Source organism: Daejeonella sp. (genome assembly GCF_049655485.1).
In the GTDB taxonomy this organism is placed as follows: Bacteria; Bacteroidota; Bacteroidia; order Sphingobacteriales; family Sphingobacteriaceae; genus Daejeonella.
In genome coordinates, this window is sequence record NZ_JBASJU010000190.1 from 1 (window position 1) to 20,888 (window position 20,888).

Annotated in this window: 24 protein-coding genes; 10 read left to right on the plus strand and 14 right to left on the minus strand. The window is 41.2% G+C overall.

The genetic code is table 11. The features are described 5' to 3' along the window. The coding region (locus WBJ10_RS08045) for a hypothetical protein (RefSeq protein WP_424289089.1) at positions 1 to 333 on the minus strand (333 nt) is incomplete at its 3' end. A 73-nt stretch (positions 334 to 406) separates the two neighbouring features. Next, on the minus strand, positions 407 to 901 hold the full coding sequence (locus tag WBJ10_RS08050; protein ID WP_424289091.1) for a helix-turn-helix domain-containing protein: 495 nt from the start codon (positions 899 to 901) through the stop codon (positions 407 to 409). A gap of 326 nt (positions 902 to 1,227) precedes the next feature. Here WBJ10_RS08050 and WBJ10_RS08055 point away from each other — a divergent pair, with 326 nt between their 5' ends. Next, positions 1,228 to 3,090, plus strand: coding sequence for an LTA synthase family protein (locus WBJ10_RS08055; RefSeq protein ID WP_424289093.1), 1,863 nt, complete (start codon positions 1,228 to 1,230; stop codon positions 3,088 to 3,090). Between the two features lie 127 nt (positions 3,091 to 3,217). Here the strand turns inward: WBJ10_RS08055 and WBJ10_RS08060 are convergent, their stop codons facing one another. From WBJ10_RS08060 to WBJ10_RS08075, 4 genes are read right to left on the minus strand one after another with little or no spacing between them, the layout of a single operon-like run. Continuing rightward, on the minus strand, positions 3,218 to 3,832 hold the full coding sequence (locus WBJ10_RS08060) for a hypothetical protein (RefSeq protein WP_424289095.1): 615 nt from the start codon (positions 3,830 to 3,832) through the stop codon (positions 3,218 to 3,220). A gap of 1 nt (position 3,833) precedes the next feature. Beyond that, positions 3,834 to 5,108 (minus strand): adenosylmethionine--8-amino-7-oxononanoate transaminase, encoded by a 1,275-nt coding sequence (bioA, locus tag WBJ10_RS08065; RefSeq protein ID WP_424289097.1) that lies wholly within the window; start codon positions 5,106 to 5,108, stop codon positions 3,834 to 3,836. Then, positions 5,090 to 5,542, minus strand: a complete 453-nt coding sequence (locus WBJ10_RS08070; protein ID WP_424289160.1) for an NUDIX domain-containing protein — start codon at positions 5,540 to 5,542, stop codon at positions 5,090 to 5,092. Before WBJ10_RS08070 ends, bioA begins: the two co-directional genes overlap by 19 nt. Then, positions 5,535 to 6,518: a cation diffusion facilitator family transporter gene (locus WBJ10_RS08075; RefSeq protein ID WP_424289099.1), complete on the minus strand. Its 984-nt coding sequence runs from the start codon at positions 6,516 to 6,518 to the stop codon at positions 5,535 to 5,537. Before WBJ10_RS08075 ends, WBJ10_RS08070 begins: the two co-directional genes overlap by 8 nt. Before the next feature lie 126 nt (positions 6,519 to 6,644). Between WBJ10_RS08075 and WBJ10_RS08080 the strand changes: the two genes are divergently transcribed. Together WBJ10_RS08080 and WBJ10_RS08085 are read left to right on the plus strand one after the other, a co-directional pair. Then, a complete protein-coding gene (locus tag WBJ10_RS08080; protein ID WP_424289101.1) occupies positions 6,645 to 7,841 on the plus strand; it encodes a pyridoxal phosphate-dependent aminotransferase in 1,197 nt (398 codons plus the stop codon). Positions 7,842 to 7,878: 37 nt separating this feature from the next. Next, positions 7,879 to 8,853, plus strand: a complete 975-nt coding sequence (locus WBJ10_RS08085; RefSeq protein WP_424289103.1) for a bifunctional heptose 7-phosphate kinase/heptose 1-phosphate adenyltransferase — start codon at positions 7,879 to 7,881, stop codon at positions 8,851 to 8,853. Between the two features lie 109 nt (positions 8,854 to 8,962). On the opposite strand, the gene WBJ10_RS08090 is transcribed toward WBJ10_RS08085, so the two are convergent. Further along, positions 8,963 to 10,210 (minus strand): ABC transporter permease, encoded by a 1,248-nt coding sequence (locus WBJ10_RS08090; protein ID WP_424289106.1) that lies wholly within the window; start codon positions 10,208 to 10,210, stop codon positions 8,963 to 8,965. Between the two features lie 150 nt (positions 10,211 to 10,360). On the opposite strand from WBJ10_RS08090, the gene queA reads away from it, so the two are divergent. After that, complete coding sequence (queA, locus tag WBJ10_RS08095) at positions 10,361 to 11,410, plus strand: tRNA preQ1(34) S-adenosylmethionine ribosyltransferase-isomerase QueA (RefSeq protein WP_424289108.1); 1,050 nt, start codon at positions 10,361 to 10,363, stop codon at positions 11,408 to 11,410. 41 nt (positions 11,411 to 11,451) lie between these two features. Beyond that, the gene (locus WBJ10_RS08100) at positions 11,452 to 12,144 is read left to right on the plus strand and encodes a 2-C-methyl-D-erythritol 4-phosphate cytidylyltransferase (protein WP_424289110.1); all 693 of its coding nucleotides are present in this window, start codon (positions 11,452 to 11,454) and stop codon (positions 12,142 to 12,144) included. Between the two features lie 37 nt (positions 12,145 to 12,181). Here the strand turns inward: WBJ10_RS08100 and WBJ10_RS08105 are convergent, their stop codons facing one another. The 6 genes from WBJ10_RS08105 to WBJ10_RS08130 form a co-directional block, all read right to left on the minus strand. Beyond that, a complete protein-coding gene (locus WBJ10_RS08105) occupies positions 12,182 to 12,337 on the minus strand; it encodes a lmo0937 family membrane protein (RefSeq protein ID WP_139377382.1) in 156 nt (51 codons plus the stop codon). 134 nt (positions 12,338 to 12,471) lie between these two features. Continuing rightward, the gene (locus WBJ10_RS08110) at positions 12,472 to 12,693 is read right to left on the minus strand and encodes a DUF2795 domain-containing protein (protein WP_002996718.1); all 222 of its coding nucleotides are present in this window, start codon (positions 12,691 to 12,693) and stop codon (positions 12,472 to 12,474) included. Positions 12,694 to 12,774: 81 nt separating this feature from the next. After that, positions 12,775 to 13,323: a cob(I)yrinic acid a,c-diamide adenosyltransferase gene (locus WBJ10_RS08115; RefSeq protein WP_424289116.1), complete on the minus strand. Its 549-nt coding sequence runs from the start codon at positions 13,321 to 13,323 to the stop codon at positions 12,775 to 12,777. Positions 13,324 to 13,451: 128 nt separating this feature from the next. Then, entirely contained in the window at positions 13,452 to 14,213 is a 762-nt protein-coding gene (locus WBJ10_RS08120; RefSeq protein ID WP_424289118.1) for an ABC transporter ATP-binding protein, read from the minus strand. Between the two features lie 140 nt (positions 14,214 to 14,353). Further along, entirely contained in the window at positions 14,354 to 14,647 is a 294-nt protein-coding gene (gene gatC, locus WBJ10_RS08125; protein ID WP_424289120.1) for an Asp-tRNA(Asn)/Glu-tRNA(Gln) amidotransferase subunit GatC, read from the minus strand. Continuing rightward, positions 14,644 to 15,405, minus strand: coding sequence for a lysophospholipid acyltransferase family protein (locus WBJ10_RS08130; RefSeq protein WP_424289122.1), 762 nt, complete (start codon positions 15,403 to 15,405; stop codon positions 14,644 to 14,646). The genes gatC and WBJ10_RS08130 overlap by 4 nt, the downstream gene beginning before the upstream one ends. Positions 15,406 to 15,506: 101 nt before the next feature. Here WBJ10_RS08130 and trpS point away from each other — a divergent pair, with 101 nt between their 5' ends. From trpS to cysM, 5 genes are all read left to right on the plus strand, one after another. Continuing rightward, a complete protein-coding gene (trpS, locus tag WBJ10_RS08135) occupies positions 15,507 to 16,502 on the plus strand; it encodes a tryptophan--tRNA ligase (RefSeq protein WP_424289124.1) in 996 nt (331 codons plus the stop codon). A gap of 75 nt (positions 16,503 to 16,577) precedes the next feature. Next, entirely contained in the window at positions 16,578 to 17,192 is a 615-nt protein-coding gene (locus tag WBJ10_RS08140) for a deoxynucleoside kinase (protein ID WP_424289126.1), read from the plus strand. Positions 17,193 to 17,213: 21 nt separating this feature from the next. Then, entirely contained in the window at positions 17,214 to 17,954 is a 741-nt protein-coding gene (gene kdsB, locus WBJ10_RS08145) for a 3-deoxy-manno-octulosonate cytidylyltransferase (RefSeq protein WP_424289128.1), read from the plus strand. Positions 17,955 to 18,063: 109 nt separating this feature from the next. After that, positions 18,064 to 18,879 carry a serine O-acetyltransferase EpsC gene (gene epsC / locus WBJ10_RS08150; protein ID WP_424289130.1) on the plus strand — a complete coding sequence of 272 codons (816 nt, stop codon included), beginning with the start codon at positions 18,064 to 18,066 and terminating at the stop codon, positions 18,877 to 18,879. 3 nt (positions 18,880 to 18,882) lie between these two features. Next, entirely contained in the window at positions 18,883 to 19,755 is an 873-nt protein-coding gene (gene cysM, locus WBJ10_RS08155; protein ID WP_424289132.1) for a cysteine synthase CysM, read from the plus strand. A 40-nt stretch (positions 19,756 to 19,795) separates the two neighbouring features. Here the strand turns inward: cysM and WBJ10_RS08160 are convergent, their stop codons facing one another. After that, positions 19,796 to 20,836 carry a glycosyltransferase family protein gene (locus tag WBJ10_RS08160; protein WP_424289134.1) on the minus strand — a complete coding sequence of 347 codons (1,041 nt, stop codon included), beginning with the start codon at positions 20,834 to 20,836 and terminating at the stop codon, positions 19,796 to 19,798. Positions 20,837 to 20,888: the final 52 nt, after the last annotated feature.

Below are 20,888 nucleotides of genomic sequence, written 5' to 3' on the forward strand. Positions count from 1 at the left end.
ATATAATGGTGTACTTTCTTTCAAATAGCCTAATTGTCCGTTTGGCAACAAACATCCGGTGGTAAACCTATTAATTGTTCCTAAAAAATTCTTTGTAAGGAGAAAACTCGGATGATCCGGGGTTAAAGAAATAATTTGAAATCCTTGCCGGTGAACCCTAAGTTTAAGTTCAAACCGGTCCTTTTCATTTTTCATCCGAAAGTCCCATAACCACATACTAAGGAAACTGAAGAAATACTTTGCCTGCTCGCGTGACTCGCAAATCAGTATTAAAAGTCCCTTATTTTTTCTGATTGCGATATCGATCCAACCATGTTTTGCGAGCCTTTTCATAATTAAAAATTACATATTTTTAAGCAGATCCCATTTTAACACGAATGTGCGTACCTGCCCAATCTTGAAACAACTAGAGTATACCGGCAATAAAAAGCTGCATCTCCTTCATCATTATTCCAATTGCATACCCTATATTATATCCTGAACCGTTAAGTATTGAAATTAGGAGCAATACGTTGACTATCACCAGTACTGTAAATAACCGGAAACTCCTGGTAAAGATAACTCGGCTGAAATCGGGGAAATGGTTTATTAAAAACCCTACAACATAATAATAGAAAACCTTGAAAGGGCGGGTAAATTTTCGCTTTATTCTTTCCAAGGGCGACTTCAATGATTCCGCATGTGCTAAAATTACGGGTACTATTCTAGCAATATCCTCGTGTTCGATTTTCCTCTCACCATTTTCAAAACGTTTGTACTGATGAACAGAGTAACCAGCACGCTCTGCTACCCACTCCTGGGTAAGATCGTAACGTTCACGCAAGTCAGTAATCTTGCCTGCTATCGTAGCCTGGTTTTCCGCCAAATATTTACACCAAAGGTCTAAGAGGCTTTCGTTCATTGTGTTAAAAATCGTCTCCTTGGGTTATGTTTAATTTTTTAATAATGGGATTAGTTACTTAAAGATAAAAATTACTTTTAAAAAATAATCCTATTTTTCATTCGCCTTAAAACGCCTTCCACAGATCGGCGTAACGACGTTTCTCATTAAAACAAGCCCAAGCTTTAATAGGAAAGCATTTCGAGGAGTGCCGAACGCATTAATCTGTAGGGAAGTTGCCTTCGCTCCAAGAAATCTCCAGTCCCGTATTTAGACCCGTCATCCTGAACTAAGCGGAGGATTAACAAGCTTTTTTAACTAAGCCCCGATTTTCCTAACTTGCGCCGATGTTAAAAAGCTTTCTCGTTTTTTTCCGCTTTTACTTTTTCTGGATACTTTTCTTCGCAATCGACAGACTTGTCTTCCTTATCTTTTTTTCGGAGCAATTAAGCCAGGTAAGCTTAGTAGAAAAAGCTGCTACTTTCTGGTATGCCTTAAGACTAGACTCGGCAATGGTCGCTTATATTTCAGCAATCCCACTTGTATTTTACATTATCTTCCTCTTTATAAAACGCAGCTTTTTTCCAGTCCTGGCTGGAAAAATATTCGTTGTTTGCTTACTGATAATCTTTGTCTTAATTAGCGGATTTAACTGGAATCTATATCGGGAATGGGGCACAAAGATTAACTACAGGGCGGTTGATATGGCCACTAATTCGCCTGCAGAAGCGATGGCCTCGAGTGCGTCACAACCCATATTATTCTCGGCGCTTATTGTGATTTTGCTGTTTGCGACAGGCTTCGTTTTATCGAACTTACTAATTAGCTATAAGGTATACGACCGAGACAAACCTCTAGGATATAAGATTGGAGGGAGTTTTTTTGCTATTGTGCTGCTTGTACTGGTCGCACGCGGAGGCTGGCAGTTAACTCCGGCCAACCAGAGTATGGCTTACTTTTCCACGCAACCGATTTTGAATCATGCAGCCGTCAACACGGAATGGAATCTGCTGCAAGACATCATTAGTAACAAATTTTCTACTAAAAATCCCTATAAGTATTATTCCCCTGAAGAAGCTATTAGCATTGTCGCTGAACTGTTCCCGGAGCCGGGCCGATCAACAGTGCCCATATTAACGAGCACCAGGCCTAATATCGTATTGATCGTTGTAGAAAGTTTTACCAGCGCTCTTATTGAAAACCTTGGCGGAGAAAAAGGAGTAGCTCCCAACATGAACGCACTTAGTAAGGAAGGGGTACTTTTTACAGATTTGTATGCCGTTGCCGGACGGACTGACAAGGGACTCATAGGAACTTTAAGTGCCTTTCCTTCCCAGGCTATCCGGTCTATTATGAAGCAAAATGATAAACAAGAACAATTGCCTTCCATAGCTCAGGAAATGGGGGCAAATGGCTATAGCACTTCTTTTTACTATGGAGGCGAAAGTGAATTTTTTAATATGAAGTCCTACATCCTGAGTCATGGATATTCCAAACTTGTAGATCAGCATTCTTTTGAGAAAAAAGATATGAATTCTAAGTGGGGAACTTTTGACCATATGGTATTCCGAAAGAATGCGATGGATTTAGACAAGTCGAAAGAACCTTTCTTTTCTACTATTCTAACACTTACCAACCATGAGCCTTTTGAAGTGCCAGGCACTCCCCGCTTTAAAGGCGAGGATCTTGACAATCAATTCAGGAGCACATTTTTCTACACCGATTCCTGTATCGGTGCATATATTAAAGAAGCAAAAAAGAAGGACTGGTATAAAAACACCTTGTTTGTAGTGATTGCAGATCATAGTCACCGTCTCCCTGGCTCCACTACGGAGTACGAAGCTAAGCGCTACCAAATACCTTTACTCTTTTTTGGGGATGTCGTAAAGCCTGAGTTCCGAGGTAAACGAATCGATAAAACCGGAAGCCAGACTGATCTTGCTGCCACATTACTTAGCCAGTTAGGCATTGATCATTCAAGGTACAAGTGGAGCAAGGACCTTCTCAACCCTGCTACTAAAGGCTTTGCCTTTTTTAACTGGGATAATGGCTTCGGCTTCGCAACCAGAGAACAGGTTATATCTTTCGACAATGTGGGGAAAAAGATTATTCTGAGAAGAGATTCAACAAATACTCAGAGTGACGTCGAACTTACTCGCTACGGGAAAGCTTATATGCAGAGGGTATATCAGGAGTATCTGGACTATTAATTAGAATAAGGAACAAAGAGCAAGGAACAAGGACTGAACCTACGTAATTGAGAATACAATGTAGTAGTGAAACTGTGGAGCCTAAATAAATAAAGACCCACTGTCCTTACTCCTTGTTCTTCGCTCCTTACTCCACACTAATCTCCTTCTCCAACCCCACCAGCCACTTCCTAAAAAGCATATCCTCAAATTCAACAGCCCTTCCCGCATGCCTCTCCCATTCCGGCGAGAAATTTTTCAGTTGAACCAGCATCTCCTCTAAATGCCCTTCTTCTTCAAGGATAATTGATTTGACATTTACTTTGCTGCCATTTGAATCGAGCACTTCCTGATATACCGGGTATAACTCGTCAGCACGAACTTCGATAGCATAAGTGACCAGCAGATAGGCAGCGAATTTCAACTCGTTACCAGATAAGTTCAATTCAGATTTAAGGTATTTACAAACCTGTACGTCAAGCATATTCAAATAATACCGGCTGTCGTGCGTGGCCAGTAAATACTCGTCGGAATAATTAGGACATAAGCCAGCGCCGAGTTTTGATATTTGCTTTTTCAGATAGAAAGCATGTCGATGTTCTTCAGCAGCATGTTTAAGAATGATTAGTGTTACGTCAGTTTTATGCTCGCTTGCGGAAATTTTGCGGGCACCTGTGTTTTCCATTAGCGACAAAGTATTGAGCCACTTCGCGTGTTTTTCAGTATCGGCTACTATTCCGTTAAGTAATTGTTTAAAATCCATCTTAAAATTGTTCCAGGGCTTTTTCGATTTGCGTGTAAATATACTGCAGCTGTTCATTTGTGATGCAATATGGCGGCATTATGTAAATGATGTTACCCAATGGGCGAAGAACGATCCCGTTCTCCAGAAAGAAATTATACAGATCATTACGCAGGCTGTTGAAATATGAAGTATCATTACCGGTTTCCCATTCAATGGCCAGAATAGTACCTGTATGTCGTGCAGTTTTAACGTTGGGATGATTAGATATGTGCTTTAAAAATTGCCCGTGTTGCTCTTCGATCCTGCCTATATCACTTAGGGTTTTAGGTTCAAGAAGTAGGTCGAGACTTGCCAGGGCAGCTGAGCAGGTCACCGGGTTAGCGGTAAAAGAATGACCGTGGAACAACGTTTTCATTTTATCGTCTGATAAGAAAGCATCATAGATTTTGCTGGTGCATGTAGTTAAGCCCAGTGCCATAGTTCCGCCTGTTATCCCTTTTGAAAAGCACATCACATCAGCTTGCTCTTTTAAATGGCTGGAAGCGAACAGCTTTCCTGTTCTGCCGAAACCGGTCATTACTTCGTCAGCAATTGTAAGGATACCTTCATTTTTACAATGTCTTAAAAGTTCATCGAGGTATTCAGCATCGTACATATTCATGCCTCCTGCACCCTGCACCAAAGGCTCAAAGATGAAAGCGGCAAGATTCGGTGCAAGGCTGCTCAGCTTCTCTTTGAGAACTTCAATATTGCCGGCATTCGGCAGTTCAATAAAATCTACTTCGAAGAGCAGTTGTTCGAATGGCCTTGTAAAAGCACTTCTGGCACTTACAGCCATCGCACCAAAGGTATCTCCATGATACGAATCATGAAAAGCAAGTACCTTCATCCGTGCTTGGCCCAAATTGCTCCAGTACTGGAGACACATTTTCAAGGCAACTTCCACCGCGGTTGAGCCGTTATCAGAATAAAAAACTCGCTTCTGATTGTCAGGAAGAATAGCCAGAAGCCTTTCGGCCAGCTCTACTGCTGAAGGATGGGTAAAACCAGCAAAAATTACATGTTCCAGGGTGCGCAATTGTTCAGCAACTTTCTCCGCAATATATGGATGCGCATGTCCGTGGATATTTACCCACCATGAAGAAACTGCATCTATAAACTTCCTCCCATCTTCCGCTATCAGATAAATGCCCTCACCTTTAACTATAGGTATGGGAAGCGCGGCATTGTGCATTTGTGTATAGGGATGCCAGATCACCGCCTGGTCGCGTTCTGCTAACGATCTTTCTGCCATTTGTTTTTTAATAGTTCTATCACTTTTTGGTCGGTTGGGAAGGTAACATCTTCAATTTCAAGTGCAGTAACTTCTTTCCATCTAAAAGCCTGTAAGAGATCCCCCTCTTCATCAAAATCAAAAATATTCTCTTTGAAATTCAGTACAAGCTCTGAAATCGGCTTAACGATGTAATAAACACTTATAACCTGGCTTTCATTGAACACAGATTTTATGAAAAAATCTGTCGTGTAAAAATGTTCCAGAACCTCTACCTCCGTATTGCATTCTTCAATAAACTCCCTCTTGAGTGCATCTATTAGTCCCTCTCCATATTCTAAGCCCCCACCCGGAAACTTGCTGAAACGGAATCCATATTCCTCTTCATCGCTTAGTAATATCTGGCCTTTTTCATTAATGAGCAGACCATAAACACGGACATTAAAGTTATACATCATCAGAAAAATGTTTCATATTACGTGTAACGTTCTCAATCGTCCATAATATATCACGCGTTTTGGGTGCAGACCGTACCGGACAGGATTCCATCCGGCAGTAATGGCAGCATTCAGGGACGCAGGGATCAGCATGGATGAAAAATTCGATCGAGGAAGTTACTTTACTGTTCATCATCGCATCTACTTCCGATACTTCTTCATGAACTTTATTGAGATCAAAATAATATGGCAAGGTAAGATGGCAATCTATATGAATGTCTGGACCATACCTCTGTGTCCTGAGATTATGCATATCAATCCAGCTGTCCTTTCGATTGGAGTTCAGAATAGAAATAACCTCATCAGCAGTTTCAAAGTCGGATTCATCCATCAATCCTGAAACAGACCGCCTCACCAGCTTATAGCCGCTGTATATAATAAACAGGCCTATCGCTATAGACAATACGCTGTCTAAGTAATTCAATCCTGTGAAATAGATTAATAATAGTCCGGCGACAAGTCCGGCACTGGTATAAGCATCTACCTGCAAATGTTTTCCATCAGCAAACAGTGTAATTGAATTGTGTTTTTTGCTTTGTTCAATGAGATAATATCCCAGCACAAAATTGATAAAACCAGTGCCAGCAATTATTACGGTACCGGCAATAAGTTCGTTGATATCATGCGGGTAGATCAGGTTGTAAACCGACTTGAAAATAATCAGTATTCCCGCAATCCCAATGAGTGTCCCTTCAACGAATACAGAAAAAAACTCGACTTTACCATGTCCGTACGGATGATTTATATCCCGTGGCTGGGACGCGAGATAAATGCTATAAAAGGCAAAAGCACTGGCCAGAACATTGACTATACTTTCTGCAGCATCCGTTAGTATAGAATTTGATGAAGTAATAAAATACGCGACAAATTTGGCAAGCATCAGCAACGTACCGACACCGAGGGAAACCAGGATTACTTTTTTAGGACTTTGCAATACAGAAGCTTAATCCGGGCAAATTTAGGCAATACAAGAGTGGAATTTTTATAAAATTCGAAATTTATAACTCATTTCTCTTTAAACTTTGCATTCGCTCATCAGGTTTCTATATTTGCCTTAATTATGAACACATTATCAAACAGGATCAACAATTTATCCGAGTCCGCCACAATAAAGATGGCAAAAATGGGCAGGGAATTAGCTTCAAAAGGCGTGGATGTAATCAGCCTTAGTTTAGGGGAGACAGATTTTAACACCCCCGATTTCGTAAAAAAAGCAGCTAAAGAAGCTATAGACAAAAATTTCTCCTATTATACTCCTGTTCCGGGATATCCTGAACTGCGGAAAGCGATCGCTGCAAAATTAAAGCGCGAAAATAACCTTGATTACGATTTCGACCAGATTGTTGTTTCTACCGGTGCAAAACAATCATTGGCAAACGCCATACTTTGTGTGGTCAATCCAGGTGATGAAGTTATTATACCTACACCATATTGGGTTTCTTATTCTGAGCTAGTAAAGCTTGCAGAAGGAGAATCCGTATTTATAAGCACTACACTAGAAAGTGATTTTAAAATAACCGCTGAGGAACTTGAGGCTGCAATAACTCCTAATACTAAGTTATTCATGTTCTCTTCACCAAATAATCCGACAGGAAGTGTGTACACCCGCGATGAACTCGCCTCTCTTGTTAAGGTTTTCGAAAAATACCCTCAGATTTATATCATTTCTGATGAGATTTATGAACATATCAACTTCCTGAATGAGCATGAGTCAATAGCGCAATTCGACAGTATAAAAGATCGTGTTATCATTATCAACGGACTTTCAAAAGCATACGCAATGACTGGCTGGAGAATCGGTTATTCGGCCTCTAATAAAGAACTTGCGGCTGCATGCGATAAGCTACAGAGTCAAATCACTTCGGGGACTAGCTCCATAACGCAGAAAGCAGGTATTGCGGCCTACGAAGGAGGGCTTGATACGGTAAGAGAGATGAAAGCCGTATTTAAAGAACGCAGGGATCTTGTTTACGGTCTGCTAAAGGAAATACCGGGTCTGAAAGTCAACCTTCCAGGGGGGGCATTTTATTTCTTTCCTGATGTAAGCTCTTTTTTCGGGAAAACTGCCCCTGATGGTGCAATTATTAAAAACGCAGAAGATCTTTCCTTATATCTGCTTAATACAGGTCATGTGGCTACCGTAAGTGGAGATTCATTTGGTGATCCGAATTCCATCCGTCTTTCATATGCAGCAGCGAATGAAAAGTTGATCGAAGCGATGAAACGTATAAAAGAAGCACTAGGAGCGCTGAAGTAATTCTTACACTACTTTTTACAGGATAAATAATCCATACATGCATAGCATCTTCGAAAAATTTAATTCGTTGAATATCCTGATTATCGGAGATGCTATGATGGACAGCTATGTTTGGGGCAAGATCGAGCGGGTCTCTCCTGAAGCACCTGTACCAGTAGTACAGGTTACAAAGAAAGAAAATAGGCTAGGCGGCGCTGCAAACGTGGCTTTAAATGTTCAGTCCTTAGGCGCAAATCCAATAATTTGCGCTGTGATCGGTGATGATCAGGAAGGTATGGAACTAAGCCGTCTCATGGATAATGCCCATCTTTCAAAAGAAGGGATTTTAACTGTCAGAGACCGGCCTACCACCGTAAAAACCAGAATTATCGCACACAATCAGCACATTGTACGTGTTGATGCTGAAACTGACACAAATATTCCGACAGATTCCGTTCGACTGTTTCAGGAACGGATTGCGGATATCATTACCGAACAGAACATACATGCAATCATTTTTGAAGATTATGATAAAGGTCTGATCTCAGAAGAGCTTATTACTTTCGTAGTCAACCTGGCTAACCAGAAAAACATTATTACAGCAGTGGACCCGAAAAAGAGAAATTTTCTCTTTTATAAAGATGTCACTTTATTCAAACCAAACCTTAAAGAATTAAGGGAAGGACTGAAAACCGAGGTTGATCCATTTAGTATCACTCAAATAGAAAGTACAGTAGATCTGCTACGGGAAAAACTTAATGTGAAAAGTATCATGCTTACTCTTTCCGAACATGGGGTATTTATAAGTACAGCAAAAGAACATAAGCTTCTTCCGGCTCACATTAGAACTATCGCTGACGTATCAGGGGCCGGCGACACGGTGATAGCCACCGCTGCAGTATGTCTCGCTGCGGGCCTAGATGAATTTGAATCTGCAGCAATTGCAAACCTGGCAGGGGGATTAGTGTGCGAACAGGTAGGCGTGGTACCCATTGACAAAGGCAGGTTATTAAAAGAGGCATTGCTGCTTTGACCGTTCCATCTATTTAATTGCTCTTCTTCGCTAAAGCTTAAAATAGCGCCACCCGCTCAACTGCAAGCGTACGCCTTCAAAACGCTGCCAACTCTCAACTGTCAAATACTTATTTGCTTCGTATAGCTTCCACAGGATCCAATCTCGACGCCATATAAGCTGGTATAAATCCTGAGATCAAACCAATTGCTGTTGATAGGATAATGGTTAAGATAACCTTACTGATATCTACAACTATAGTGAGGTCAAAGAATGATTTGGATACAAAAGCAAGGATAAAGACAATCCCCAACCCTATCGCTCCCCCCATCAGGCATAGCATGACCGATTCGATCAGGAATTGAAGCATGATAAAGTAGTTCTTCGCGCCTAAGGATTTCTGTATCCCGATGATATTCGTTCGCTCTTTAACTGATACGAACATGATATTTGCTATCCCAAACCCACCTACCAGAATTGAAAACCCACCGATGAAAGCACCCGCAAAGTCGATGATCCCAAAAAGTTGATCCAACTGAGCGGTCAGAATAGTGGTTTTATTAAGCGAAAAATCGTCATCATCACTGGGACTAAGACGGTGAATTGATCTTAATGTTCCCTTTAGTTCTGCTTCCAGTTCTTCTACGCTTACATTTTCCCGCCCTTTAACCGTAATCTGAGGATTGTATCTTTCATCTTCAACTTTTATTACTGCCTTAGCGAAATTGAGCGGAACCAGCACGGTTTTATCGGCGGAAACACCGAGCATGTCCTCCCCCTCTTCTTTAAACACACCAACGATGGTGACTTTTCTTCCCAACACGGTTATTACCTTACCCACAGGGTCTACATTTGGAAATAATCCTTCGGCAATTTGAAACCCAATGATGGCAAGCGGCCTTCCGGCCTTAGACTCACTATCGGTAAAATATCTCCCGGCTTCAAAGTCGAACTTCCAAACTTTGTAATAGTCATGGGCAGCTCCCGAAATTTGAGCGCCTTCTATACTATTGTTCTTGTATTTAATAGTTCGGTTTCCTATCCCAATTTCATAAGAAATACCTTCCGCTCCCTGCAACCGCTCGCTTAGTTTTCCATAATCGCGAAGCGAAGGCTGCGGCCTGCTTATATATTTCCACCAGGGAAAATCCGGGCCGCCCGTCCATGGCCATTTTTGAATATAGATGGTATTACTTCCTAATTTCTCGACGCTGCTCTGGATATTGTTCCTTAGCGTATCCACGGCCGAAAAAACGCTCACAATAGTCATAATACCAATTGTTATTCCTAACAATGATAAAATGGTTCGCAGCTTATTTTGCCTGAGTGCCTCAAAAGCAAAAAGAAAGCTTTCTTTAAGAAGTTTAAGAAATATCATATTCCCGTTTAGACCAAATTTAATTAAAAAGGTTACAGGTAGAATGTGATTGAGAAATTTTAATTCGCGAAGGAAGCCTGGACGAGAAGTAATTGCTCTTTCCCATTTATTTTCTTAAATTTGCGCCCTGAAATTCACTCAAAAGAAAGTATGAAATTATCCCAGTTCAAATTTGATTTACCCGAATCGTTAATAGCTCATAATCCTTCTGAACAACGCGACGAAGCTCGTTTAATGGTATTAGACAGGAAAACCGGCGCTATTGAGCATAAAATTTTCAAGGATGTTTTAGGATATTTTGGAGATAAGGATGTGATGATCCTTAACAACACGAAGGTTTTTCCTGCTCGATTATATGGAAACAAAGAAAAGACGGGTGCTACAATTGAAGTCTTTCTATTACGTGAGTTAAATAGAGAGCTTCGTCTTTGGGATGTATTAGTTGATCCTGCTCGTAAGATCCGTGTGGGCAATAAATTATATTTTGGAGATGACGATTTGCTTGTTGCGGAAGTAGTGGACAATACTACATCACGCGGTCGCACCATCCGTTTCCTTTTTGACGGTACTGACGACGAATTCCGTCGCAACATTGAGATATTAGGCGAAACTCCGCTTCCAAAATATATTAAACGTAAAGCAACGGCAGAGGATAAAGAACGTTATCAGACAATTTTCGCTAAAGAAGAAGGAGCAGTTGCAGCTCCAACGGCAGGCCTGCATTTTAGCCGTGAATTAATGAAACGCCTTGAGCTAAAAGGTGTAGATTTTGCAGAAGTTACCTTACATGTCGGACTTGGTACCTTCCGCGCTGTTGAAGTTGAGGATTTAACGAAACATAAAATGGATTCAGAGCAGTTCATCATTAAACAGAAAGCTGTGGATCTGGTAAATACTGCAATCGAAAATAAACATAAAGTATGTGCTGTTGGTACAACATCCATGCGTGCGATTGAATCCGCTGTTTCTGCTGGACGAGAACTTAAACCAGCGAATGACTGGACCAGCAAGTTCATTTTCCCTCCATATGAGTTCAGCATAGCCAATTCAATGATCACGAATTTCCACACGCCGGAGTCAACATTGTTGATGATGGTTGCTGCGTTTGGCGGTTATGACCATGTGATGAAAGCGTATGAAATTGCGGTAAAAGAAAAATATCGCTTTTACAGCTATGGAGATGCCATGCTGATTATATAAGTTAGCATTGCATTAATTTCTTTTAATCTATTTATAGCCGGATGATTGAAAAAATATCTGCTGTAAAATATTATGCGATAATCGTTGGTGGCGGTTCGGGAACTCGTATGGGATCTGAAATTCCCAAGCAATTCCTTCCATTGAATGGCTTGCCAGTTCTGATGCACACGATAAAGGCCTTCTACTCCACTCCTATTTCTCCGGAAATCATCGTGGTGTTGAATCTTGACACACACGACTATTGGAAAGAACTCTGTAAGGAGAATAATTTCACCATACCGCATACATTAGTAGCCGGTGGCGAACAACGTTTCCATTCTGTAAGAAACGGCCTTGCATACATTAAAGGACCGGGCATAGTAGCCATACATGATGCTGTACGACCCTGTGTAAGCGTGAAACTGATTGATTCAGCTTATCGGCAGGCCGAAGAACAGGGCAATGCAGTACCCGCTGTAAAAAGCCGGGATTCAGTGCGGATACAAACAGACAAGGGCTCAGTCTTCGTTGACAGGCAAAACATATTTCTTATTCAAACACCCCAAGTGTTTAAAAGCGAAGTGCTTAAAAAAGCTTATTTACAAGAGTATGATGTGGAATTCACCGATGATGCCTCGGTGGTGGAGAAGACTGGAGTCAATATCCTTCTGATCGAAGGTGAAACCAGCAATTTAAAAATAACGTTTCCTGAAGATATACTCGTTGCAGAATCGTATTTAAACTCAAAAAAATAACTGCACCCGTTTAAACGAGTGCAGTTAAATTTATTTGTTAGACCGTTCCTCCACGAATTACGCGAAGCAAGATCGCGATGATTGCGATAACCAGAAGAATGTGAATTAAGTTTCCACCCATTGGTGAAATGAACGCTCCAAAGATCCAGAATATAATCAAAATAACTGCGATCAAATAAAGTAAATTACCCATAGTTTTTAGTTTTTAGTTAATTAATATAGTTTAAGTTTCATACCATTAATACTAAAACCGTACCGATTGTTTGACTTAGGTAAAAAAATCGCTTTATTAATTAAAAAAAAATCCCGCCAGGGCGGGATGAAGGTCTAATATTCGTCCTCGTTAAAGAAGAAATCGTCCTTAGTTGGGTAATCTGGCCAGATTTCTTCGATGTTTTCATAGGGTTCTCCATCATCCTCCAGAGCTTGAAGGTTTTCAATAACTTCAACAGGAGCGCCTGAACGGATCGCGTAATCTATAAGTTCGTCCTTTGTAGCCGGCCATGGCGCGTCCTCTAAATGCGACGCTAATTCTAATGTCCAATACATATTCTTAGAATTTGTTTTATACTTTTTGTGCAAAAGTATAATAATTTAAATAAGATTATTAATTATTTTCTAACATGTTACCTAAACTCTTGGAATCCATATGTTTTCGGGCAAACTACTGTCAAAAGCCAGTTTTCGCGCAAGCACAAAAAGAAAATCGCTCAGTCGGTTTAGGTAGATTATAACTTTCTCCTCCACGAAGCTTTCTTCACTCAAGTGTACAGTAATACGTTCAGCACGGCGGCAAACGCAGCGGGCAATGTGACAAAAAGATACAGCCTGATCGCCGCCGGGAAGAATAAAATGCTTCAGATCTGGCAAGACCTCATTCATCTGATCCATATTATTCTCAAGTATTTCTATATCCCCATTTTTAAGGTCGGGAATAGTCATTTTTGATTTAACAGGGTCCGATGCAAGAGCAGCTCCGATTGTGAAAAGCCTGTCTTGAATTTCTTTCAAGATTTCTTTGTAATGATCGTCAATCTTCTGGTCCCGGATCATGCCGATGTATGAATTGAGTTCATCTACAGTTCCGTAACTCTCTATTCTTAGATCATACTTTGGCACTCTGGTACCGCCTATTAAAGAAGTAAGGCCTTTATCTCCGGTTTTGGTATATATTTTCATGGATAACTGAGGTCTGAAGTCTGAGGTCTGAGGTCTGAGACTTCCAGGTTTAAAAAAAGATGGGGGTTAAAATTAAAGGCGCTGTATTAGATTTCCGACATCAGACTTCGGACTTCCGACCTCTGGCTTCACTCAATCTTCTCAAAATCCGACCCTGAAATTTTCATTTTCTCGAGTCTTGGAGAAACTGTCTTAATGTTCTCGTTTTGATAGTCGTTTTCAATCAAACCGTCACGCATACGAACAATGCGATGGGCATGCTGTGCGATGTCTTCCTCATGTGTAACCAGGATTATTGTATTTCCTTTAGAATGAATCTCTTCAAGCAGCCCCATTATCTCTACAGAAGTCTTTGTGTCGAGGTTGCCTGTAGGTTCATCGGCAAGAATGATTGAGGGATTATTTACAAGAGCACGCGCTACAGCGACCCGCTGACGCTGCCCTCCGGAAAGTTCATTTGGTTTATGATGGACACGATTTCCGAGACCAACATTTTCGAGAGTTTGCTGAGCCCTATCCTCTCTTTCCTGCCGGCCAATCCCTGCGTAAACAAGCGGCAATGCAACATTTTCCAGAGATGATGAGCGCGGAAGCAAATTAAAAGTCTGGAACACAAATCCAATCTCTTTGTTCCTTACTTCGGCAAGTTCACTGTCTGTCATTTCGCTGACGCGGTTCCCATTCAGGATGTAAACTCCCTTTGTGGGTGTATCAAGGCAACCTAAGATATTCATTAAAGTCGATTTGCCGGAGCCGGAAGGGCCCATCAATGCTACAAATTCGCCTTTGTTAATTGTTAAGGTAACTGATTTTAGAGCATGTATGGTTTCAGCCCCGATAACATATTTCCTACCGATATCTGTTAATGTTATTAGAGATTCTTGCGCCATATTTTTCCTTTAAATACTATTTGCTCTATTTGCTCTGACGGAAATGAAGCCTGTTTAAGCTTTATATTTTGTCGTCGGCCTGCTTTGCAGGTTTTCTTTTTAGACCAGCTGTAAGTCCCCTTGTTACAGCCTGACTAAAATTACTGCTTATTGATCACTTTCGCTACACGAAAGTATTTGCCGTCGCTTTTCGGGGCATTCGCTAGTCCTTCTTCCCTGCTTATAGTTGGTATGATTTTATCCTCTCTAAGTACATTAAATTCTTCGTTCATGTATACCAGAGGTTCAACCTTATCAGTATTAACCTCATTTAGCTTATCCATAAAACTAAGAATATTGTTCATATCCTTCAGCAGTCCTTCCTTTTCGGCATCTTTTACTTCCAGCCTTGCCAGATGAGCCACCTTTTCCAATATATCAAAATCTATCTTCATCCCTTTTTCTTTCCATTAGGTATTTGCTCCCCACTGCTAAGGCGCTCTTTCATCAATTCATAAACCTCATTCCTTAGACTTTCAGCATCTGTTTGAAGCAGGCCCGATGTTTCTATGGGAGCGTGGATGTAAATATCACAAATTCCTGGCTTACTTCCATATTTGGCTCCGTCATCCCACATCAATTCCCAGTTATTAAAAATAGTTATAGGCAAGATTGGCACTCCGTGTTCAATCGCAAGTTTAAACGGACCGTTTTTAAAAGGCTGAAGTTCGGGAGGGTAATTCCCGCTTATCATGCCTTCTGGAAAAATCACGACGTTTTTCCCCTCTTTTATACTTTCCTCCGCTTTTTTAAAAGCCCTGAAGGCCGACATTTTACTATCGCGGTTAAGCGGTATGTCTATTGTCTTGAAGTAGATCGACGTTATGAAATTGTTTAACAGTTCATCCTTTCCCATGAAGACCATATTTTTTTTTACCAGCAAAATGACCGCTGTAATATCAAGATTGGATGTATGATTGCCGCAAATGATATAGGTCCTGTCCCAATCGATTTCCTTTTCGAAGGAGAATCTGTAAAAAATACCCGAAAGTGTAGTACTAACCAGACTGAATGCCCATCTAAGGCTATTTAAACTCTTAAATTTAATTGGTTTACGGGCGGAAAGATAGATGAAAGGATATAAAGCGATGAAAGAAAGCGAAAGCAGGATTAGAAAATAATAGAGGTGTAGTTTCTTAAGAATCTTTTTCATCCTGCATCAAAAATAGACAATTCTCTAAGAATACCTAAACCGGGTTGAAAAGCATGGCATGTTGAGCCGTTATAGAAAAAATCCTTACTTTCGCCCCTATTATGGAAACTGTCGTTAGTGGAATCCGAAGTACTGGAAAACTACATCTGGGAAACTTCTTTGGAGCTGTGAAAAATTTTGTGCAGATGCAGCATGAATATAAGTGCTATTTTTTCATTGCCGATTATCATTCGTTAACTACACATCCTACTCCGCATGATCTTCATGGCAGTGTCAAACAGGTGTTAGTAGAATATCTCGCTGCCGGCATTGATCCGGAAAAAGCTACCATCTATGTCCAATCGGATGTTCCTGAGATTTCTGAGCTCTATTTATATCTGAATATGAACGCCTACATGGGCGAATTGGAAAGAAGTACGTCTTTTAAAGATAAAGTACGGGCGAACCCCGACAATGTAAATGCTGGCCTCCTAACCTATCCGGTTCTTATGGCGGCAGATATCCTTATACACAAAGCTACAAAAGTGCCTGTCGGTAAAGATCAGGAACAACACCTCGAAATGGCCAGAACGTTCGGAAACCGTTTTAACCGCTTGTACAATAAAGAGTATTTCCCGGAACCATTTGCTTTTAATTTTACTGAAAAACTTCTCAAAGTACCCGGTCTGGACGGCAAGGGTAAAATGGGTAAATCTGAGGGTGAAGGCAATGCGGTTTTTCTTTCTGATGAACCCGAGGTGATTCGTAAAAAAGTAATGCGTGCTGTAACTGATAGCGGTCCAACGGAAGAAAACCAGCCTAAGGCTGAGGCAATTCAAAACTTGTTTGATCTCCTTAAAATCGTTTCGGCCCCAGACACCTATTCTCATTTTGATAATCAGTACAACAACTGTCAGATCCGATATGGCGACTTCAAAAAACAACTGGCTGAGGATATGATTATTGCCACCACCCCTATTCGCGAGAAGATCAGGGAAATTGCGGCTGACGATACCTACCTAAGAGAAGTCGCCCGCTTTGGGGCTATAAAGGCTCGCGAAAGTGCTTCTAAAACCATCCGGCAAGTCCGGGAAATCATCGGCTTTAAAAGTTTTTAGGATTTTGCCGGAGTAAAAACAATTTGTATTTTCAAACTCGCTTGGCGCCTGCCGCTTTGCACATATCTTAACACCATGCACATTGCTATCGTTGGAAACATTGGGGCCGGCAAAACTACCCTTACAGAATTGCTTGCCAAGCATTTGGGCTATGAAGCCCAGTTTGAAGCTGTTGACAACAACCCTTACCTGGAAGATTTTTACAGCGATATGAAAAGATGGAGTTTTAATCTCCAGATTTATTTTCTTAACAGCCGCTTCCAACAGATTCTGGAGCTTCAGCAAACCAATAAAAATATAATTCAAGACCGAACTATCTACGAGGATGCCTATATTTTTGCTGAAAATTTGCATGATATGGGATTAATGACCTCCCGCGATTATGATAATTACACTTCCATTTTTGAAAATATCACTTCGTTCATAAGACCTCCGGATCTACTGATTTTCCTGAAGGCGTCGGTTCCAACCCTGGTAAATAATATCCAAAGAAGAGGACGTGAATATGAAGCTGGGATCCGACTGGACTATTTATCAAAACTTAATGAAAAATACAAGAAATGGATAGATTCCTACACCGCAGGCAAATTGCTTATTCTTGATAAAGACAAACTGGATTTTGCGAATAACCCCGAAGACCTGGGTTTTGTAATCAACAGTATAGAGCGCGAAATAAATGGTCTTTTCTAGTCAGGTGTAAAGTTTATTAGGATGAAGATACTTGGAATCATACCCGCACGTTTCGCATCCACACGGTTTCCCGGAAAGCCATTAGCAGACATCGCCGGTAAGAGCATGGTCCAGCGTGTTTATGAGCAATGCTGCCAATCGTCGAGACTTGATGAACTTATTATTGCTACAGACGACCAGCGTATTTTGCAGCACGTAGAAAGTTTCGGCGGCAAAGCAGTGATGACTTCAGCAACACATCCCAGCGGAACCGACCGATGCAATGAAGTGGCTGGCTTATTTCCAGAATTCGATATCTGTATAAATATTCAGGGCGACGAGCCAATGATTGACCCGCAGCAGATCGACCTATTATGCAGCTGCTTTAATGACGAAAACGCCAGTTTAGCCACCCTGGTTAAGAAAATAACAAGCCCAACGGAGCTCTTTAACCAAAACACCCCAAAAGTAACCTTCAATAAGAATATGGAGGCCCTATACTTTAGCCGGAATACAATTCCATTTATTCGTTCGTCAAACGAAAAAAATTGGCTAAAGGAGCATACCTTTTATAAACATATCGGTATATACGGGTACCGGGCCGCAATTTTATCAGAAATAACTAAACTGGAGATATCCTCTCTCGAGAAAGCGGAATCACTCGAACAATTGCGCTGGTTAGAAAATGGCTATCGAATCAAGGTAGCGATAACGGACAAAGAAAGCCAGGCCATTGACACACCGGAAGACCTTTTAAAACTCCTGGCCCATTTTAAGCCCTAAGTTGAGACGTTAAGATTCTTGATCCACAATTACCTTTTTACAAAGCGTAAACATTCTTTTTATTAAACTTGCATAATCACCAACACAAGATCACATCCAGCTACTTACGATGAACGAGGATTTTTTCAGGCATATTTTTAAAAAGCAGCAGGATGCAGATGAGGTTCCTTCTAACAAGGAAATATCGCGTTGGGCTAATGATCTGATCCGTCTGGTATTCCCTGAACTGTCCAAACGGCCTTTAAATTCCATCGAAGAGCTGAAAAACCACTTCCAACAGCTTGAAGACGAACTTTCGAAAATCATGGTGGCCACTAAAGCCTGTGATCTTTGCGACCACGAAAAGTTATCGAAAGACTTCTTCGCACAGATCCCGGAAATATACCGTGTGCTTAATACAGACATTCAGGCAATTTTTGATGGAGACCCGGCCGCGAAAAGTGAATTCGAAGTGATCAGGGCTTATCCGGGCTTCTATGCTATTTCATTCTACCGTTTAGCTCATGCATTATATCTGCTGAATATTCCCTTGCTACCAAGAATCCTTACTGAATATGCTCATTCCAAGACAGGAATTGATATACACCCCGGTGCAGATATTGACGAGTATTTTCATATCGACCACGGAACAGGAGTTGTGATCGGGGAAACTTGCAAAATCGGGAAACATGTAAAGTTATATCAGGGTATTACTATGGGTGCACTTAGTGTGGATAAAAACATGGCCAACACCAAGCGGCACCCTACAGTAGAAGACCATGTAGTGGTTTATTCCGGGGCTACCATATTAGGCGGAGAGACTGTCATAGGGCACCACAGTATTATTGGAGGTAACGTTTGGCTAACAAAAAGCGTTCCTCCTGGTTCATCGGTATACAATACAGCAGATGTGGTTATTTCGACAGGAAAGAAAAACAAATTTTAATGTATGGCAAGTTTAGTTGATTTTGTAGGAAACACTCCACAGGTTGAGATTAAAGGATTAAATCCAAATCCAAACGTTAAGATATTTGCCAAACTCGAAGGAAATAATCCAGGCGGAAGTGTGAAAGATAGAGCCGCGCTCAATATGATACGCAGCGCAATCGAACGCGGAGAAATAGATAAGAGTGTACCCCTTATTGAAGCAACAAGCGGAAATACAGGAATTGCCCTTGCCATGATGGCAAGGTTATTTGACCTGGAAATTGAGTTGGTAATGCCGTCGAATTCCACAAAGGAAAGAAGGCTTACCATGGAGGCCTATGGAGCCAGAGTGACTTTACTAGAAGGAATTGAAGCTTGCCGCGATTACGCAGATGAAAAAGCCGCTTCGGGAAAGAATTTCATGCTTAATCAGTTTGCTAATCCTGACAATTACCTGGCCCACTACAAGACGACAGCACCCGAAATTTGGAGAGATACCAATAGTCAGATTACCCACTTTGTAAGTTCTATGGGTACCACGGGTACAATAATGGGATGTTCAATGTTCTTCAAAGAACAAAGTCCGGAAATTACTATTGTGGGATGTCAGCCAACGGAAGATTCCTCTATCCCAGGAATACGAAGATGGCCAGTTGCATATCTCCCAAAGATATTTGACGCTACTCGCGTAGACCGTATCATTGATGTATCCCAACAAGATGCTGTTGAAATGACAAGAAAACTCGCTAAGACAGAAGCAATTTTTGCTGGAATGAGTAGTGGCGGTGCTGCTTCGGCAGCCATAAAGCTTGCGAAAGAACTAGACAAAGGCGTTATCGTCTTTATTGTCTGTGATCGGGGGGATAGATATCTATCCAGCGATCTCTTTGGTTAAGAATTGACCTGGCTAAGACCCTGCCGGTGCATACATGATGTTATGTGAATAGTCCGTTTTGACGAATTGTTTTAAGACCGCCGTTCTTTTCCTTGCTCGTATGATTATGAACTATCTGGTCAATAATCCCGGCTGTTATATCCGGATAATCTACTTTAACAGTTCTCTCATTTTCAAGCCAGCTGGCAATTACCATGTCGTACCTGCTTTTGAGGCTCCTGATCACCGGGACTCCCATATCCCTAAGTGCTGCTGCATTTAATTGCTGCTCATACTGATTCCGCATCGGAATAACCAGAAGCTTTTTGTTCATATAAAGTGCCTCGGCTGGAGTTTCAAATCCCGCGCCGCACAACACACCCGCACTCCCCGACATACTTTTGATGAATCTATCATTGTGGATGGGCTGTATCGATACATTTTTGCTTGTGAAGGGCTTTCTGTTATGTTTCGAAAAAACATCCCATTTTACATTTTTAAACTGCCCGAGCTTTAGAATCAGCCGTTTGTCATCATATGAGGGCAGGTAAACCGTGTAATGCTCACCCTGTTCAATCTTTTGATCCCGTACCTGTTTTCGGATAACTGGCGTATAAATATCCTTCGCGTAAGGCTTAAAATGAAATCCATATTGAGCCGTATTCGGAGCATAGTTTTTAAGGATAAGCTTGCCAATCATGTCGGTGACCACTGGAGCAGGCGCGTTTTCTGCTAAAACAGCCGACTGGTGGCTGAGCCCAATACAGGGAAGATTTTTTATGTAGCACGCCCATGCCGAAACTGGCTCAAAATCGTTAATTATCAGATCGTAATTTTCGACAGGAAGCTCCCTTATTTCGCTGACAAGTTTCCTGATATTGGACTTTGCAAGGGTTTTCCAAAGATCTACACCTCCGCTTTTTCCAAAAATGAAGCTAAGACCACGCAAGCTGTACTTTATTGGGAAAGGTAGCGTGAGATCACTCTGAATTCCGCTAACTACTATATCCACCTCTCCATGCTTCATAAGGCATGGTATGACGTCCATCGCACGGCTTAAATGACCATTACCTGTTCCCTGAATAGCGTATAAAATCTTCATCTCAATATTCTACGCTAAGTTATAAATAACAATACTTATAAAACCAACGAAT